The organism is Kitasatospora sp. NPDC023385, from assembly GCF_055664045.1.
This window is the reverse complement of record NZ_JBVOOL010000020.1, coordinates 85,653-102,315: the sequence shown is the minus strand read 5'-3', so window position 1 is coordinate 102,315 and position 16,663 is coordinate 85,653. Positions and strand designations below refer to the sequence as shown.

11 protein-coding genes are annotated in these 16,663 nt (G+C 74.9%); 9 read left to right on the top strand and 2 right to left on the bottom strand.

Going from position 1 to position 16,663, the window contains the following annotated elements:
• Positions 1-3 precede the first annotated feature (3 nt).
• The 4 genes from AC0B61_RS27285 to hflX all read left to right on the top strand — a co-directional run bounded on the left by AC0B61_RS27285 (position 4) and on the right by hflX (position 5,628).
• Positions 4-516, top strand: a complete 513-nt coding sequence (locus AC0B61_RS27285) for a hypothetical protein (protein WP_471743537.1) — start codon at positions 4-6, stop codon at positions 514-516.
• 21 nt (positions 517-537) lie between these two features.
• Positions 538-1,458: a diaminopimelate epimerase gene (dapF, locus tag AC0B61_RS27280; RefSeq protein WP_471743535.1), complete on the top strand. Its 921-nt coding sequence runs from the start codon at positions 538-540 to the stop codon at positions 1,456-1,458.
• Between the two features lie 165 nt (positions 1,459-1,623).
• Positions 1,624-3,807, top strand: a complete 2,184-nt coding sequence (locus AC0B61_RS27275) for a RelA/SpoT family protein (RefSeq protein WP_471743534.1) — start codon at positions 1,624-1,626, stop codon at positions 3,805-3,807.
• Between the two features lie 315 nt (positions 3,808-4,122).
• The gene (gene hflX / locus AC0B61_RS27270; RefSeq protein WP_471743532.1) at positions 4,123-5,628 is read left to right on the top strand and encodes a GTPase HflX; all 1,506 of its coding nucleotides are present in this window, start codon (positions 4,123-4,125) and stop codon (positions 5,626-5,628) included.
• Positions 5,629-5,745: 117 nt separating this feature from the next.
• On the opposite strand, the gene AC0B61_RS27265 is transcribed toward hflX, so the two are convergent.
• Positions 5,746-6,870 carry a trypsin-like serine peptidase gene (locus AC0B61_RS27265; RefSeq protein ID WP_471743530.1) on the bottom strand — a complete coding sequence of 375 codons (1,125 nt, stop codon included), beginning with the start codon at positions 6,868-6,870 and terminating at the stop codon, positions 5,746-5,748.
• Positions 6,871-7,006: 136 nt separating this feature from the next.
• Positions 7,007-8,242 carry a trypsin-like serine peptidase gene (locus tag AC0B61_RS27260; RefSeq protein ID WP_471743528.1) on the bottom strand — a complete coding sequence of 412 codons (1,236 nt, stop codon included), beginning with the start codon at positions 8,240-8,242 and terminating at the stop codon, positions 7,007-7,009.
• A 445-nt stretch (positions 8,243-8,687) separates the two neighbouring features.
• Here AC0B61_RS27260 and AC0B61_RS27255 point away from each other — a divergent pair, with 445 nt between their 5' ends.
• The 5 genes from AC0B61_RS27255 to AC0B61_RS27235 all read left to right on the top strand — a co-directional run bounded on the left by AC0B61_RS27255 (position 8,688) and on the right by AC0B61_RS27235 (position 16,565).
• On the top strand, positions 8,688-10,502 hold the full coding sequence (locus AC0B61_RS27255; RefSeq protein WP_471743526.1) for an IucA/IucC family protein: 1,815 nt from the start codon (positions 8,688-8,690) through the stop codon (positions 10,500-10,502).
• Positions 10,394-11,113, top strand: coding sequence for a GNAT family N-acetyltransferase (locus AC0B61_RS27250; protein ID WP_471743605.1), 720 nt, complete (start codon positions 10,394-10,396; stop codon positions 11,111-11,113). Before AC0B61_RS27255 ends, AC0B61_RS27250 begins: the two co-directional genes overlap by 109 nt.
• Positions 11,114-11,218: 105 nt before the next feature.
• Entirely contained in the window at positions 11,219-12,628 is a 1,410-nt protein-coding gene (locus AC0B61_RS27245; protein WP_471743525.1) for a lysine N(6)-hydroxylase/L-ornithine N(5)-oxygenase family protein, read from the top strand.
• The gene (locus AC0B61_RS27240; protein ID WP_471743523.1) at positions 12,606-14,429 is read left to right on the top strand and encodes an IucA/IucC family protein; all 1,824 of its coding nucleotides are present in this window, start codon (positions 12,606-12,608) and stop codon (positions 14,427-14,429) included. The genes AC0B61_RS27245 and AC0B61_RS27240 overlap by 23 nt, the downstream gene beginning before the upstream one ends.
• A gap of 12 nt (positions 14,430-14,441) precedes the next feature.
• Positions 14,442-16,565, top strand: a complete 2,124-nt coding sequence (locus AC0B61_RS27235; RefSeq protein WP_471743521.1) for an ATP-dependent DNA helicase — start codon at positions 14,442-14,444, stop codon at positions 16,563-16,565.
• Positions 16,566-16,663: the final 98 nt, after the last annotated feature.

Below are 16,663 nucleotides of genomic sequence, written 5' to 3'. Positions count from 1 at the left end.
CGCGTGTCGACGGGTACCGGCCCCGAATCCGGTCAGAGCGGGAGCGTCACCGCCCCGGCCGAGGAGTTCGACGAGTCGACGATGGGCGACCTCCCGGTGCTGACCGGCCTGGAGGCGCCGACCTCGTACCCGGTCGCGCTGCCCGCCCTGGACACCCGCACCCCGCCAAGCGGCGCCGTGCACGAGCGGGAGATCCGGCCGCGGCGCCGGCTGCGCTGGTGGCAGACCCTGCCGATCGCCCTGCTGGGCACCCTCGGCTCGCTGATGTTCGCCTTCCCGCTCGCCTTCGGCTCGGCCGGGGCCCGCGCCACCATGGTCGGCATGCTCGGGCTGCTGCTCACCGCCGCCTCCGTCGGCTGGGGCGCGATGGCCGCCCGGCACGCCGGCTACAAGTGGCCGGGGCTGCCGCGCCGGGGCTCCGGGAAGCGGGCCGGCTGGAAGGCGATCGTGGTCTACACCCTGGTCGCGCTGGCCGCCTGCGCGCTTGCCGTCTGGCGGGTCGCCTACCTGCGGTAGGCCCTCAGTACCATCGGGAGGGTGAGCGCATCCTCTTCCCCCTCCTCCCCGCAGGGCGGCATCCCCTTCTTCAAGGGGCACGGCACCCAGAACGACTTCGTCATCCTCCCGGACCCGGACGGGGCCCTGGAGCTCGGCCCCGGGGCCGTCGCCGCGCTGTGCGACCGCCGGGCCGGCATCGGCGGGGACGGGCTGCTGCGCGTGGTGCGCGCGGCCGCGGACCCGGCCGCCGCGGGGATGGCCGACCGCGCCGAGTGGTTCATGGACTACCGCAACTCCGACGGCAGCATCGCCGAGATGTGCGGCAACGGCCTGCGGGTCTTCGCCCGCTTCCTGGTCGAGGCCGGCCTGGCCGAGCCCGGCGGGATGGCGGTCGCCACCCGCTCCGGGGTGCTCACCGCGTACGTCGCGCCGGCCGCCGGGGACGGCACGCCCGGCGACGTCACCATCGACATGGGCCGGGCCCGGCTGCCCGGCCCGGACGGCGTCGAGGTCGCCGTCGGCGAGCGCCGCTGGCCGGCGCTGAACGTCAACATGGGCAACCCGCACGCGGTGGCCTTCGTGGAGAGCCTGGACCACGCCGGCGAGCTGCGGACCGCGCCGCTCACCAGCCCCGAGGGCGTCTACCCCGAGGGCGTCAACGTCGAGTTCGTGGTGGACCGCGGGCCGCGGCACGTCGCGATGCGGGTGCACGAGCGCGGCTCGGGCGAGACCCGCTCCTGCGGCACCGGCGCCTGCGCCGTCGCGGTGGCCGCGATCCGCCGGGACGGCGCCGACCCGGCGGTCACCGGCGAGGCCGCCGCGTACACCGTGGACGTGCTGGGCGGCCGACTGGTCGTCACCGAGCACCCGGACGGCCGGGTCGAGATGGCCGGGCCCGCGGTGATCGTGGCCGAAGGGCGGCTCGACGAGCGCTGGTGGGCATCGCTGAGCCGGAGCTGACCGCCCCGTTTGCCCATTTCGTACGGCGACGAATCCCCCCGATCGGGTGATACCGGTCGCGGACGGGATCCACGGCGTCGCGGAACGTGCTCTGCTCGGTAGCATGGACCACCGGGTCACCCCATGGGGAGGGGCAGCACCCGGCGACCGTTGCCGGAGGTGCCGATGACCATCGAAGCCGGGCAGTCCCTGACGGGGCAGCCGACGACCGTACGGCAGGGAGGGGCCAGGAGGCCCCTCGGAGAGCTCGGCCGGGCCGCCCTCGGCCGGGCCGGGCGGGCGGCGTTACTGGCCACCGGCCGACCGCTCGTGCCGGACGCCCTGGAACCGCTCGTCCGGGTCCACCGCCTGCACCACCCGCAGGCCGACCTCGGCCTGCTCGCCCGGGCCTACCGGCTCGCCGAGGCCAGCCACCGCGGCCAGAAGCGCAAGAGCGGCGAGCCGTACATCACCCACCCGCTGGCCGTCACCATGATCCTGGCCCAACTCGGCGCCGGGACCACCACCTTGGTCGCCTCACTGCTCCACGACACCGTCGAGGACACCGAGTTGACGCTCGACCAGGTGGGTGCCGGGTTCGGCCCCGAAGTCGCCTACCTGGTCGACGGGGTGACGAAACTGGAGAAGGTCGACTTCGGCGCCGCCGCCGAGGCCGAGACCTTCCGCAAGATGCTAGTCGCCACCGGGGACGACGTCCGGGTGATGGTGATCAAACTGGCCGACCGGCTGCACAACATGCGCACCATCCGGCACATGAAGCCGGCCAGCCAGGTGCGGATCGCCAAGGTCACCCGGGACGTGCTGATCCCGCTGGCCGAACGGCTCGGCATCCAGGTGCTCAAGGCGGAGCTGGAGGACATCGTCTTCGCCACCCTGCACCCCGAGGAGTACGCCCGCACCCGCGCCCTCACGGCCGGTCACGAGGCCGAGCCGGACACCCTGCTGGAGCCCTTCGCCCGGCAACTGGCCCGCCAGCTGGCCGAGGCCGGGGTGGCCGCCGAGGTGACCGTACGGCCCCGGCACTGCGTGTCGCTGCACCGGGTGCTGCTCAAGCGGTCCGGCGGCCCCGGGCCGGACGGGGGGCCCCGGGCGCCGCGGCCGGCCGACTTCGGGCGGCTGCTGGTGGTGGTCGAGGAGAACGCCGACTGCTACGCCGTGCTCGGTGAACTGCACACCTGCTGGACGCCGCTTCCCGGCGAGTTCAAGGACTTCGTCGCCGCGCCCAAGTTCAACCTCTACCAGTCGCTGCACACCGCGGTGGCGCTGGACGGCGGCGCGGTCGTCGAGGTGCTGGTCCGCACCCGGCGGATGCACGAGGTGGCCGAGACCGGCGTCGTCGCCCTCGGCGACCCGTCCCCGGGCGCCGCCGCGCCGGACACCGACGAACTGGACCGCACCGACCCGGCCCGGCCCGGCTGGCTGAGCCGGCTGCTGGAATGGCAGCAGGAGACACCCGACCCGGACGCCTTCTGGTCCACGCTCACCGCCGACCTGGCCGGCGACCGCGAGATCACCGTGGTGACCGAGAACGGCGAAACGCTTCAGCTGAGGGCCGGCGCGACCTGCGTCGACGCGGCCTACCTGCTCGGCGAGGAGACCGGCCACCGATGCGTCGGCGTCCGGGTCAACGGCCGGCTCAGCGCGCTCTCCACCGTGCTGCAGGACGGCGACCTGATCGACGTGCTCACCGAGACCCTCCCGCCCGGCGGCGGACAGCCCTCCGGCCCCGCCCCCGAGTGGCTCGCACACGCCCGCACCCCCGCCGCCCGGCTCGCCATCGAACGCTGGCTGGCCGACCCGCCGGCCCGGCCGCCGGCCGTCCGCACCGGCCCGGCGGGTGCCCAACCCGCCCCGCCCGGCCGCCCGAGCGCCGAGAAGCGGGCCGCCCCCGTCACCGTGACCGGACGCCCCGGGGCGACCGTACGGCTGGCACGCTGCTGCACGCCGGTACCGCCGGACGAGGTAACCGGCTACGCCATCCGCGGCGGCGCGGTGGCCGTGCACCGCGCCGGCTGCCCGGCCGGGGAGCGGATGCGGGCGGACGGACGGCCCGCGCTGGAAGTCCACTGGCAGCCGCAGGACGCCCCCGCGAGCGGGCACCGGGCCACCCTGCGGGCCGAGGCGCTCAACCGCCCCCGGCTGCTCGCCGACCTCACCGCGGCGATCTCCGCCCAGGGCGTCGGCATCGTCGCGGCCGAGGTCGAGCCGCCGCAGGAGTCCCGGGTCCGGCACACCTACACCGTGGAGCTGCCCGAGCCGGGCGCGCTGCGCGGGCTGATGCGGGCGATGCTGCGGGTCTCCGGGGTGTACGACGTGAGCCGGCCGCACGCCCCCGGGGACGGGCGCTAGCCGGCCCGTACGGCCGGGCCGGGGGCGGGTCCGGCCCTACGGGGCCTGAGCGGGCCCGGCAGTGCGGCCGGCGGCCCCGGCCCGGTGGCCCTAGGGAAATGGGGATGACCGGCCCGCACCCGGCGTGCGACCATCGTGGGGAATTCACGGCCGGTCCGCGGCGTTCACAGGGCAGAGGAGCCCCGGTGGCACGGGGACCCGAGGGACAGCTCACCCCCGCCCGGACGGTAGCCGGGGCGGCAGCTGGGCACACTCCCCAGGGGACCGCTCGAACGGTCCCCGAAGGCCCACCCGTACCAGCAGCCAAAGGACAGAATGACCTCCACGTTCGACACCCGCGACGACCAGACCGACGCTCCGCGCCGCATCGACGGCCTGCGGGCGGAAGCCCTCATGGACGAGGACCTCGCGGCCATCGACGAGGACCGCGGTGACCACTACGACGGCGACCAGTACGACCGCAGCGAGCGAGCCGCCCTGCGCCGGGTCGCCGGCCTCTCCACCGAACTCGAAGACGTCACCGAGGTCGAGTACCGCCAGCTCCGCCTGGAGCGCGTGGTGCTCGTCGGCGTCTGGACGGACGGCACGCTGGAGGAGGCGGAGAACTCCATGGCGGAGCTCGCCGCGCTCGCCGAGACGGCCGGCTCCGAGGTCCTGGAAGGCCTCATCCAGCGCCGCGACAAGCCCGACGCGGCCACCTACATCGGCTCCGGCAAGGCGAAGGAGCTGCGCGACATCGTCGCCTCGACCGGCGCCGACACCGTGGTCTGCGACGGTGAGCTCACCCCCGGCCAGCTGATCCACCTGGAGGACGTGGTCAAGGTCAAGGTCGTCGACCGGACGGCCCTGATCCTGGACATCTTCGCCCAGCACGCCAAGTCCCGGGAGGGCAAGGCGCAGGTCTCGCTCGCGCAGATGCAGTACATGCTGCCGCGGCTGCGCGGCTGGGGTCAGTCGCTGTCCCGGCAGATGGGCGGCGGCGGCGCCGGCTCGTCCGGCGGCGGCATGGCCACCCGTGGCCCCGGTGAGACCAAGATCGAGACCGACCGGCGCCGGATCCGCGAGAAGATGGCGAAGCTCCGCCGGGAGATCGCCGACATGAAGAAGGGCCGCGACACCAAGCGCCAGGAGCGCAAGCGCCACCAGGTGCCGTCCGTCGCGATCGCCGGGTACACCAACGCCGGCAAGTCCTCCCTGCTCAACCGGCTCACCGGCGCGGGCGTGCTGGTGGAGAACTCGCTGTTCGCCACCCTGGACCCGACCGTGCGCCGGGCCCAGACGCCGAGCGGGCGGGTCTACACCCTCGCCGACACGGTCGGCTTCGTCCGGCACCTGCCGCACCACCTGGTCGAGGCCTTCCGCTCCACCATGGAGGAGGTCGCCGACGCGGACCTCATCCTGCACGTGGTCGACGGCTCGCACCCCGAGCCGGAGACGCAGCTGGCCGCCGTCCGCGAGGTCATCGTCTCGGTCGACGCGCAGAACGTGCCGGAGATCGTCGTGATCAACAAGGCGGACGCCGCCGACCCGCACGTCCTGCAGCGCCTGCTGCGCCGCGAGCCGCACGCCATCGTGGTGTCGGCCCGCACCGGCGCGGGCATGGACGAGCTGCTGCAGCTCATCGACGACGAGCTGCCGCGCCCGGCCGTCGAGGTGCGGGCGCTGGTGCCGTACACCCAGGGGGCGCTGGTCTCCCGGGTGCACGCCGAGGGCGAACTGCTCTCCGCCGAGCACAACGGCGAGGGCACGCTGCTGCACGCCAAGGTGCCGGCCGAGCTGGCCGCCGAGCTGGAGTACTTCGCGGTGGCCCTGCAGGGCTGAGGCGCAGGCGTACGCAGGCCCCCGGGACCGGTCCACGGTCCCGGGGGCCCGCGCATGCTCCGGTGACCTTTCGGAGGGTGCGTTCCGGGGGCTTGTTCCGGGGGTGCGTTCCGGCGGTCACCTGACGTTCTTGGCGAAGTAGTCGAAGGCCTGCTTCGCCTGGTCCTGCAGCGAGGGGCCGGCCTGGAAGCCGGCCGGGTTGCGGTCGCCGAGCGCGCCGACGCTGACCAGGTTCGGCTTGCCGTCCCTGGTGACGAACCAGCCGCCGCCGCCGGAGCCGGCGGTCATGGTGCAGCCGATCACGTACATCGGCGGGCGGGACCGGTCGAAGGAGAGCTGGCCGGGCGGGACGGGCGAGTCGCAGTGGTCGAGCTCCATGCCGTCGAAGGGCCGCTCGGCCGGGTAGCCGTACGCGGCGGCCGAGGTGATCTGGTCGCGCGGGGCGTTGAACCAGATCGGGACCGAGCCGCCGACCGCCTCCTCCAACGACGGGCCGGAGTCGCCCTCGCCGCGCACCCGGACGATCCCGTAGTCGAACTGGCTGTGGGCGCCGACGCCGCTCTCCTGCAGCCAGGTCGGCGACACCAGTGCCCGCACCGCCGTCCACCGGCCGTACGGGGCGGCCTGCCGGTCGGAGTACGGCTTGCCGTGGGCGGCCTGGCCGTCCCGGTTGAAGCCGGGCACGAAGACCAGGTTCTTCAGCCAGCCGCCGCCCTTGCCGTCGTGCAGGCAGTGCGCGGCGGTGTAGACGAGGTTGCTGCGGCCGGGGTTGACCGGGTCGGAGACCACGGTGGCGGAGCAGGCCGCGTCGCCCTGCGGCGTGGTCATGAAGAGCCGGCCCACCAGGGCGGCAGCCTGGCCGTACGGGTGCGGCTGCGGTTTGGCCGGGACGGCGGCGGGCGCGGCGTCCCGCTCGACCCCGGGGGCGGCGGGGGAGGCGAGGGAGTAGTCCGGGGTGGGCCGGGGCTTGGCGGCGTCCATCCGGGCGGCCGTCCAGGCGCCGGGCGCCGCGTCGTTGGCGAACCCGCTGTCGGCGACGTACCTCGTCCAGTCCTCCAGCTTCCAGCCCGTCAGGTCGCCCAGGCTGGTGGGCGCGGACCTGGGCAGGGCGGGGGGCGGGGCGGCGGGCCTGGCGGGGCCGTCCGGGCCGCAGGCGGCCGTGGCGAGGGCGAGGGCGAAGACGGCGAGCAGTGCGGCGCGGGGTGTCGTGGCCCGGCGCCCCCGGCTGGTGGTTCTCGGCATGCTGCATCGTCCCCCGTGCTGTGCTGGTCGTTCCGTACTGCGTGCGCCTGCGGCGGCTGTGTCCGTGGCGCGTGTGTCCGTGCCGGCTGTGTCGTGGCGCGTGTGCCGTGCCGCCGGCCCCCGTTCCCTGCGGTGGCTACGGCTTCCTGGAGATCCAGTCCAGGGCCTGCCTGGCGACCGCCTCCAGGTACGGGCCGCTCAGCGAGGTGTGCTCCTGGGTGCCGATCGAGGTGTTGCTGACCAGGGCGGTCCTCCCGTCCGGCATGGTGGCGAACCAGCCGCCGCCGCTGGCGCCCTGGGTCATGGTGCAGCCGATGGTGAGCATCGAGGGGCGCTTGGCGTCGAAGGAGAGCCGGGTCGGCTTGCCGCCGTCGCACTTGTACAGCTCCTGGCCGTCGAACGGCTTGAGGAGCGGGTAGCCGACGGCCGACACGGCGATCTTGTCGCGCGGGGCGTCGAACCACACCGGGACGGCCGAACCGACCGTCTCCTCCAGGGACTTGCCGGGGTCGTTCTGGTTGCGCACCCGCATGACGGCGAAGTCGTACTGGTTGGCGGCGTCGCCGGTGCCGCCGCCCTCGACCATCCACTGCGGCGAGGCGGTGACCTGGTCGGCCCACCACGTGCCGAGCGGGGCCAGCTCGGACAGCGGGGCCTTCCGGCCGCCGCTGGAGGCGCCCGAGTTGTTGTAGGCGGGCACGAACACCAGGTCCTTGTAGAAGTTGCCGCCCTTGCCCTCGTGCACGCAGTGGCCGGCCGTCCACACCAGGTTGCTCCGGCCCGGGTGCTGCGGGTCGGTGATCACCGTCGCCGAGCAGTTGCCGCGCCCGCCCTGGGCGGAGAAGAACACCTTGCCGGAGGGCTGCCCGGTGTACGGGCGGGGCACCGCCAGGGCCTTGACCACCGGCGGATCCGGGTCCGTCACGCCGTCGTCGGCGGCGGGGCCGGGACCGGGGCCGGTGGCGGCGGGGGAGGGCTTGGCCGTGGCCGGGGAGGGCTTGGCGGTGGGCGGGGCCGGTTCGGCGGGCTTGGAGTCGCCCATCTTGTCCGGATCCCAGAAGTCCTTCACCACCGGGTTGTGGAAGACGTGTTTGGACGCCCAGGTGTCCCAGTCCTCGAACTTCCACTTCTTCAGGTCGTCCCAGGTCCTCGGCAGGCCCTCCAGCAGGCTGGTCGGCAGGCCCGACGGCAGGGTGATGCCGCCGATCGGGCCGCCTCCGGCGGTGCCGCCGGCCGCCCCGGCCGAGGAGGGCGGCGGCGCGGCGGTGCCTGCCCCGTCGCCAGCCGGGCCGTCCGGCCCGCAGGCGCTCACGGCGATCAGGGTTCCGGCGACCACGGCGGCGGCCAGGGCTGACCGGTGGATCGTTGGCATGTGTGCGCTTCCCCCTGTGCTCGGTGCGGTGTCTGTTCGGGTGGTGTCTGCCTGGGCGGTGTCTGCTCGGGCGGTCTCCGCCTGTGCGGTGTCTGCTCGGTCGGTCCGGGGCCGGCCGGTCCAGCCGCGTCCGGCCCGTCCGTGGTACGGCGGGGCACCGTCCCGGAGTCTTCCATCGCCGACGAGGACGACGGTGCCCGCCCCCTGGGTTCCGGCGCCGGCCGGAGGTCACCGATCCGTGACGCGGACCCGTTCGGCTCGTTGGCACAGCAGGGCCTCCCTCGGCGGTGGTGGACAATCACCGATCTTCACTCGGACGAGTGAGCCGTCCTTGTGATCACCCGTCAGGGATAGGTAACCCTTACCTGACGCGACGGCACGAGCGCCCGCCGGTTCCCCCTCCACCCGTGCGCGTCGGCACCCCCACGCGTCCCAAGGAGCAGCCTTGAGCACCGCCCTCACCGGAGCCCCGCCCGAGCCGCCGCTGTCCGTGCTGCGGTCCGCCGCCGAGCCCGACCCGCTGCTGCACCCCGACCCGGCCGTCGCCGCCGAACAGGCCGCGCTGGAAGCCCTGTTGCGGTGCTGGACCCGGGAGACCGGCGCCCGCCCCGGCCCGGACGGGCGGCTGCGGATCGCCGTCCTCGGCGGCGCCGCCCGGCTCACCGCCGCCGTCCGCTACTGGTCGCCCGGCGGCTGGCACCGCTTCGGCCCCGCCACCCTCACGGCGGGCGGAACCGCCGCCGCAGCGGACGAGTGCGCCGCCCCCGTGGACGCCGTCACCGCGGCCGCGCTGCTCGCCGCCGCGGCCGCCGACCGGCCCGACCCCGGGCAGGTCGCCGACCTCGCCGCCCGGGTCGCCGACTCGGTCGTCCGCACCGCCGAGATCCTCGCCCACCGCCGCACCGCCGCCGCGCCCGGCGGCCCGGAGCGCTCCCGCTTCCTCGCCGCCGAGCAGTCCCTGCTGCTCGGCCACCCCCTGCACCCCACCCCGAAGAGCCGCGACGGCCTCGGCCCGGCCCAGAGCGCCGCCTACTCGCCCGAACTGCACGGCTCCTTCCCGCTCCACTGGTACGCCGTGGACCGCGCACTGCTCGCCGCGGGCTCCGCCGCCGCCGAGAGCGCCGAACAGCTCACCGCCGGCCTGCTCGGCGGCGCCCTCGCGCTGCCGCCCGGCACCGCCGCCCTGCCGCTGCACCCCTGGCAGGCCCGCGAACTCGCCCACCGCCCGGCCGTCGCCGCCCTGCTCGCCGACGGACTGCTGCACGACCTCGGCCCGGCCGGCGAACCCTGGCACCCCACCTCCTCGGTGCGCACCGTCTACCGGCCCGGCACCCCGTGGATGCTCAAGCTCTCGCTCGGCCTGCGGATCACCAACTCCCGCCGGGAGAACCTGCGCAAGGAACTGCACCGCGGCCTGGAGATGCACCGGCTGCTGGAGAGCGGGCTGGCCGCCGAGTGGCGGGCCGCCCACCCCGGCTTCGACATCGTCCGCGACCCGGCCTGGATCGGCGTCGACCACCCGGCGCTCGGCGACCCGGGCGGATTCGACACCGTGCTGCGCGCCCAGCCCTTCGCCCCCGCCGAGCGCGCGCTGTGCGTCGCCGGACTGGTCGCCGAACAGCCGCTCGGCACCGGCGACACCGTGCCCTCCCGGCTCGGCGACACCCTGCGGGCGCTCGCCGCGCGCTGCGGCCGGCCGCTGTCGACGGTGGCCGCCGAATGGTTCCTGCGCTACCTGGACGCCGTCGTGCTGCCCATCCTCTGGCTGGACGGCCGGGCCGGCATCGCCCTGGAGGCGCACCAGCAGAACAGCCTGGTCCTGCTGGACGCCGAAGGCTGGCCGAACGGCGGCCGCTACCGCGACAACCAGGGCTACTACTACCGGGAGAGCGCCGCCGCCCGGCTCACCGCCCGGCTGCCCGGGCTCGGCGCCGACAGCGACACCTTCCTGCCCGACCCGGTGATCGACCACCACTTCGCCTACTACCTCGGCATCAACCACGTCCTCGGCCTGATCGGCGCCTTCGGCTCCCAGCAACTGGCCGACGAGGCGGTGCTGTTGGCGGCACTGCGCCGCTTCCTGGCCGGACCGGCCGCCGCCGCCACCGGCTCGGCGCTGCCCGCGCTGCTGCTGGACGCGCCCACGCTGCCCTGCAAGGCCAACCTGCTCACCCGGATCAACGGCCTGGACGAGCTGGTCGGCCCGGTCGCCACCCAGTCCGTGTACGTGGACATCCCCAACCCGGTGGCGGGTGCCTGATGCAGGACGACCTGCCCGGGTGGGGCGCGATCCCCACCCCGGCCGGCGAGTTCGAGCTCAGCCCGGTCCGGCTGCCCGCCGACCTGGACCTGCTCGCCCGGTGGATGAACGACCCCGAGGTCGCCGCCTTCTGGGAGCTCGCCGGACCGCCGGAACGCACCGCAGGGCACCTGCGGGCCCAACTGGACGGCGACGGCCGCAGCGTCCCGTGCCTCGGCCTGCTCGACGGCGAACCGATGAGCTACTGGGAGGTGTACCGCGCCGACCTCGACCCGCTGGCCGCGCACTACCCCGCCCGCCCGCACGACACCGGCGTCCACCTGCTGCTCGGCCCCGCCGCCAGCCGCGGCCAGGGGCTGGGCGCCGTCCTGCTGGCCGCCCTCGCGGAGCGGATCCTGCGCCGCCGCCCGCGCTGCGAACGGGTGGTCGCCGAACCGGACGTCCGCAACCGGCGCTCGGTCCGGGCCTTCGAACGGGCCGGATTCCGGACGGCCGGCGAACTCGACCTGCCCGACAAGCGCGCCGCCCTGATGGTGCGCACCCGGGCCCTGCCGCCGACCCGGCCACGACCGCGGCTGGTTCCGACCGCGCCTGGCCCCGGCCCTGCCTAGCCCGACCTGCCCTGCCTAGCCCGACCTGCCCGGCCCCTGGCCCGACTCGCCTGGCCCGAGAGCGCCCGGCCCCGGCCCCGACCCCGACCCCGCCTAGGACACCCCGTGGACACCCCAGCCTCCCCGCCGCCGTACGACCTGCTCGGCGTCGGCATCGGCCCGTTCAACCTCTCGCTCGCCGCGCTCGCCGAGCCCGTCCCCGGCCTGCGCACGCTCTTCTGCGATCAGCGCCCGGAGTTCCGCTGGCACCACGGGATGCTGGTGGACGGAGCCCGGATGCAGGTGCCGTTCCTCGCCGACCTGGTCTCCCTGGTGGACCCGACCAACCCGTGGTCCTTCCTCAACTACCTGCGCGACCAGGACCGGCTGTTCCCGTTCTACTTCGCCGAGCGCTTCCAACTGCCGCGCCGCGAGTACGACCACTACTGCCGCTGGGCCGCCGAGCGGCTGGCCAACTGCCGCTTCGGCACCGAGGTCACCGCCCTGCACTGGGCCGCGACACCGGAGGACGGCCCCTGCTACCGCGCCGAACTGACCGACACCGCGACCGGGCGGCGTTCCGTCGTCCGGGCGCGCAACCTCGCCCTCGGCGTCGGTACCCGGCCCGTGCTGCCCGAGGCGTTCGCCCCCCTGGCGGGCCACCCGCGCGCCTTCCACTCCGCCGACTACCTCGACCGCCGCGCCGGCCTGGCCGGCGCCCGCGACATCACCGTGGTCGGCAGCGGCCAGTCCGGCGCCGAGGTCTTCCTCGACCTGCTCCGGCAGCACGGGGACGACGGCGTCCGGCTGCGCTGGCTCACCCGCACCCGCGCCCTCGCGCCCATGGAGTACTCCAAGCTCGGCCTGGAGCACTTCACCCCCGACTACACCCGCTACTTCCACAGCCTGCCCGGGCCCGTCCGGGACACCCTGGTCGACGCCCAGTGGCAACTGCACAAGGCCGCCAGCGCCGAGACCCTCGCCGAGATCCACGACCACCTCTACGAGCGCACCATCGGCCGCCCGATCGACACCGCCCCGGTCGAGATCACCCCCGGCACCGCCGTCACCGACGCCCGGCCCGGACCGTGCGGCGGCCTCGAACTGCGCTGCCGGCACACCGACTCCGGCGCCGAACACGTGCTGCGCACCGACGCCGTGGTGCTCGCCACCGGCTACCGCGCCGCCCGTCCGGCCGCGCTGGAACCCCTCGCCCACCTGATCGACTGGGACGACGCCGGGCGCTACCGCGTCGACCTCGACCACCGGGTCGCCACCCGGCCGGGGCTCAGCGGGGGCCTCTACGTCCAGAACGCCGAACTGCACACCCACGGCGTCGGCACGCCCGACCTCGGGCTCGGCGCCCACCGGGCCGCCGTGATCCTCAACGCCGTCACCGGCCGGACCGTCCACCGGCTGCCCAGCCGCACCGCCTGGACCGGCTTCGCCCCGCCGCCCGCCCCCGCGCCCTTCGAACAGACCCCCGTCCTCCCCCGCCCCCAGGAGCTGACCCGTGCCGCAACCGTCGGCCGCTGAACCGCCCCTCCACTTGCCCCCGCACCTCACCGCCGGGCACTGGCAGCGGGCCGGCCGCGCCCTGCTGGCCAAGATGCTCGGCGAGTTCGCCTACGAGCAGCTGCTCAAACCCCTCCCCGGAGCCGCACCCGGCGAGTACCTGCTCCCGCTGCCCGGCCTCGACTACCGCTTCACCGCCCGGCGCGGCGCCTACGACGGCTGGCAGGTCGACCCGGAGTCCATCCGCTGCTCCGAGCCGGACGGCCTGGACCCGCTGCGCTTCCTCCCGTACGCCCGGCAGGCGCTCGGGATGCGCGGCGAGACCACCGCCCACCTGATCCGCGAACTCTCCGCCACCCTGACCGCCGACGCCCGCCAGCTCGCCACCGCACTCACCGCCGCCGAACTCGCCGACCTCGACCACCCCGCACTTGAGGGCCGGCAGGGCGGCCACCCCTGGATCGTCCCCAACAAGGGCCGGATCGGCTTCTCCGCCGGCGACGCCGCCCGCTGGGCCCCGGAGGCCCGCAGCCCGCGCCCGCTGCCCTGGATCGCCGTCCACCGCCGGCTCGCCGAGTACCGCGGCGTGCCCGGCCTGGAGCGGCCCGAGCAGCTGTACGCCCGCGAGCTGGACGACGTCGACGCGCTGCGCGCCGCGCTCGGCCCGGACGCCGACGACTACCTGCTGCTGCCCGTCCACCCCTGGCAGTGGGACGAGACGATCCTGCCGCTGTTCGCGCCCTGGATCGCCTCCGGCGAGATCGTCCCGCTGCCCTCGGACGGCGACCCACGGCTCCCCCAGCAGTCCATCCGCTCCTTCTTCAACACCGCCCACCCCGAGCGCTGCACGGTCAAACTGCCGCTGTCGATCCTCAACACCCTGGTCTGGCGCGGCCTGCCCACCGAACGCACCCTCGCCGCGCCCGCCGTCACCGCCTGGCTGCACGGGCTGCGCGACGCCGACCCGTTCCTGCGCGACGAGTGCCGGGTGATCCTGCTCGGCGAGATCGCCTCCGTCACCGTCGACCACCCCCTGTACGGGGAGATGCCCGAGGCGCCGTACCAGTACAAGGAACTGCTGGGCGCGATCTGGCGCGAGCCGCTCGGCCCCGCCCTGGACGCCGGCGAACGCGCCCGCACCCTGGCCGCCCTGCTGCAGACCGGCTCCGACGGGCGGGCGCTCGCCGCCGAGCTGATCGCCCGCTCCGGCCTCACCCCGGCCGAGTGGACCGGCCGGCTGTTCGCCGCGATGCTGCCGCCGCTGCTGCACTTCCTCTACCGGTACGGGCTGGTCTTCTCCCCGCACGGCGAGAACGCCATCGTCGTCTTCGACGAACGGGACACCCCGGCCCGGCTCGCGGTCAAGGACTTCGTGGACGACGTCAACCTCAGCGCGCAGGACCTCCCCGAGCTGAGCGACCTGCCCGCCGAGGTGGCCGACGTGCTGCTGCGGGAGCCCCCGCAGGGGCTCTGCCAGTTCATCCACTCCGGGCTGTTCATCGGCGTCTTCCGCTACCTCGCGCCGCTGCTGGAGGCGCAGACCGGACTGCCCGAGGCCGAGTTCTGGGCGCTGCTGCGCGCCGAGATCCTGCGCCACCAGGCCCGCTTCCCCGAGCTGCGGGAGCGCTTCGAGCTGTTCGACCTGTTCCGGCCCCGGATCGACCGGCTCTGCCTCAACCGCAACCGGCTGCTCCTCGACGGCTACCAGGACCGCCCGCACCGCCCGCACGCCGCCCGGTTCGGGACCGTGCCGAACGCTCTGGTGGCCGTGGACGTGCGGCTGCCCGCACGACGGGACCGGATTGTCACCCCCGCCCCGTAGGCTGGGAGGGTCATGACGAACGACTCCGAATCCCACGACTCCGAATCCCAGCGGGCGGCGGACCTCGGCGACGAGGCCGACGAGACCGTCGCCGTCCCGCGCTCACGGATCCCCGAGCTGCTGCACGCCGCGGTGACGGCCGTCGGCGGCGTCGAACGCCCCGGCCAGGCCCGGATGGCCGAGGCCGTCGCCGACGCCGTCGACCACGGCGAGCACCTGCTCGTCCAGGCCGGCACCGGCACCGGCAAGTCCCTGGCCTACCTGGTGCCCGCGCTCGCCCACGGGGACCGCGTGGTGGTCGCCACCGCCACCCTGGCGCTGCAACGCCAGCTGGTGGAACGGGACTTGCCGCGCACCGTCGAGGCGCTGCACCCGGTGCTGCGCCGCCGCCCGCTGTTCGCGATGCTCAAGGGCCGCTCCAACTACCTGTGCCTGCACCGGGCCAACGAGGGCACTCCGAGCGAGGAGGGCGAGGGCCTGTTCGACCCGGTGGACGCGCTCGGTGGGCCCACCGGCAAGCTCGGGCAGGACGTGCTGCGGCTGCGCGAATGGGCCGACGAGACCGAGACCGGCGACCGCGACGACCTGAGCCCCGGCGTCTCCGACAAGGCCTGGGCCCAGCTCGCGGTCACCTCCAAGGAATGCCTCGGCGCCACCCGCTGCGCGTACGGGCAGGAGTGCTTCGCCGAGAAGGCGCGCGAGCGGGCCAAACTGGCGGACGTCGTGGTCACCAACCACGCGATGCTCGCCATCGACGCGATCGACGGCGCGCCGGTGCTGCCCGAGCACGGGCTGCTGATCGTGGACGAGGCGCACGAACTGGTCAACCGGGTCACCGGCGCGGCCACCGCCGAGCTGACCGTCGGCGCGGTCAACCGGGCGGTGAAGCGGGCCGCCCGGCTCGCCAACGAGAAGGCCGTCGACGCCCTGCAGGCCGCCGCGGAGAACTTCCACGGCCTGATGGAGACCGCCCAGCCCGGCCGGGTCGAGGAACTGCCGGAGTACCTGGCGTACGCGGTCACCGCGATCCGGGACGCCGCCCGCCAGGTGATCACCTCGCTGGGCGAGACCAGGGACAAGGCGCTCAGCGACGAGGACGCCGTCCGCAAGCAGGCGATGGCCTCGGCCGAGACGCTGCACGAGACCGCCGACCGGCTGCTGCAGGACTCCGAGTACGACGTCGTCTGGATCGAGCGCAACGACCGCTTCGGGCTGGGCACCGCCTCGCTGCGGGTCGCCCCGCTGAGCGTGTCCGGGCTGCTGCGCGAGGGGCTGTACAAGGAGCGCTCGGTCGTCCTCACCTCGGCCACCCTCAAGCTCGGCGGGGACTTCAACGGCGTCGCCGCCTCCGTCGGCCTGCCCTCCGAGACGCGGCTGCCCGACGTCCGTACGGCGGGGGACAACCCCGAGGCCGGCTTCGGCGAGGACGCCGTGCCGCACTGGCGTGGAATCGACGTCGGCTCGCCGTTCAAGTACCCCAAGCAGGGCATCCTGTACGTCGCCAAGCACCTGGCCGACCCCGGGCGCGATCCCGAACGGCCGGACATGCTGGACGAGTTGGCCGAGCTGATCGGCGCGGCCGGCGGGCGGACACTGGGCCTGTTCTCCTCGATGCGCGGCGCCCAGACGGCCGCCGAGGCCATGCGCGGGCGGCTGGACCACCGGATCCTGCTCCAGGGCGAGGACACCCTGGGCGAGTTGATCCGCGAGTTCGCCTCGGACGCGACGACCTGCCTGTTCGGCACGCTCTCGCTCTGGCAGGGCGTGGACGTGCCGGGCTCGGCCTGCCAGCTGGTCGTGATGGACCGGATCCCGTTCCCGCGGCCGGACGACCCGCTGATGAGCGCCCGCCAGAAGGACGTCGAACAGCGTGGCGGCAACGGCTTCATGGCCGTCGCGGCGACGCACGCGGCGCTGCTGATGGCACAGGGCGCGGGCCGGCTGGTGCGCGCGGCGGAGGACCGGGGCGTGGTGGCGGTGCTGGACCCGCGGGTGGAGACCAAGCGGTACGGGAGCTTCTTCCGCTCCTCGATGCCCGGGTTCTGGTACACCACGGACCGCAATCAGGTACGGCGCTCGCTGGCGGCGATCGACGACGCGGCCGCGCCGGTGCGGCCGGTGGTGAAGCGGGGCTGAGGTCGGGGCTGGAGTGGGGCTGCGGGGGGCTCGGGCCGCGGGCGCTGGGGCTGCTGGAGCGCCCTGCGCCCCGCCCGGCCCGGCGGACGCCGAAGGGG

What these genes read in the sequence shown, in the direction of transcription:
- AC0B61_RS27275 (WP_471743534.1), top strand. Translation starts at nt 1,624, where the DNA reads ATGACCATCGAAGCCGGGCAGTCCCTGACGGGGCAGCCGACGACCGTA.
- hflX (WP_471743532.1), top strand. Translation starts at nt 4,123, where the DNA reads ATGACCTCCACGTTCGACACCCGCGACGACCAGACCGACGCTCCGCGC.
- AC0B61_RS27265 (WP_471743530.1), bottom strand. Translation starts at nt 6,870, where the DNA reads ATGCCGAGAACCACCAGCCGGGGGCGCCGGGCCACGACACCCCGCGCC.
- AC0B61_RS27260 (WP_471743528.1), bottom strand. Translation starts at nt 8,242, where the DNA reads ATGCCAACGATCCACCGGTCAGCCCTGGCCGCCGCCGTGGTCGCCGGA.
- AC0B61_RS27235 (WP_471743521.1), top strand. Translation starts at nt 14,442, where the DNA reads ATGACGAACGACTCCGAATCCCACGACTCCGAATCCCAGCGGGCGGCG.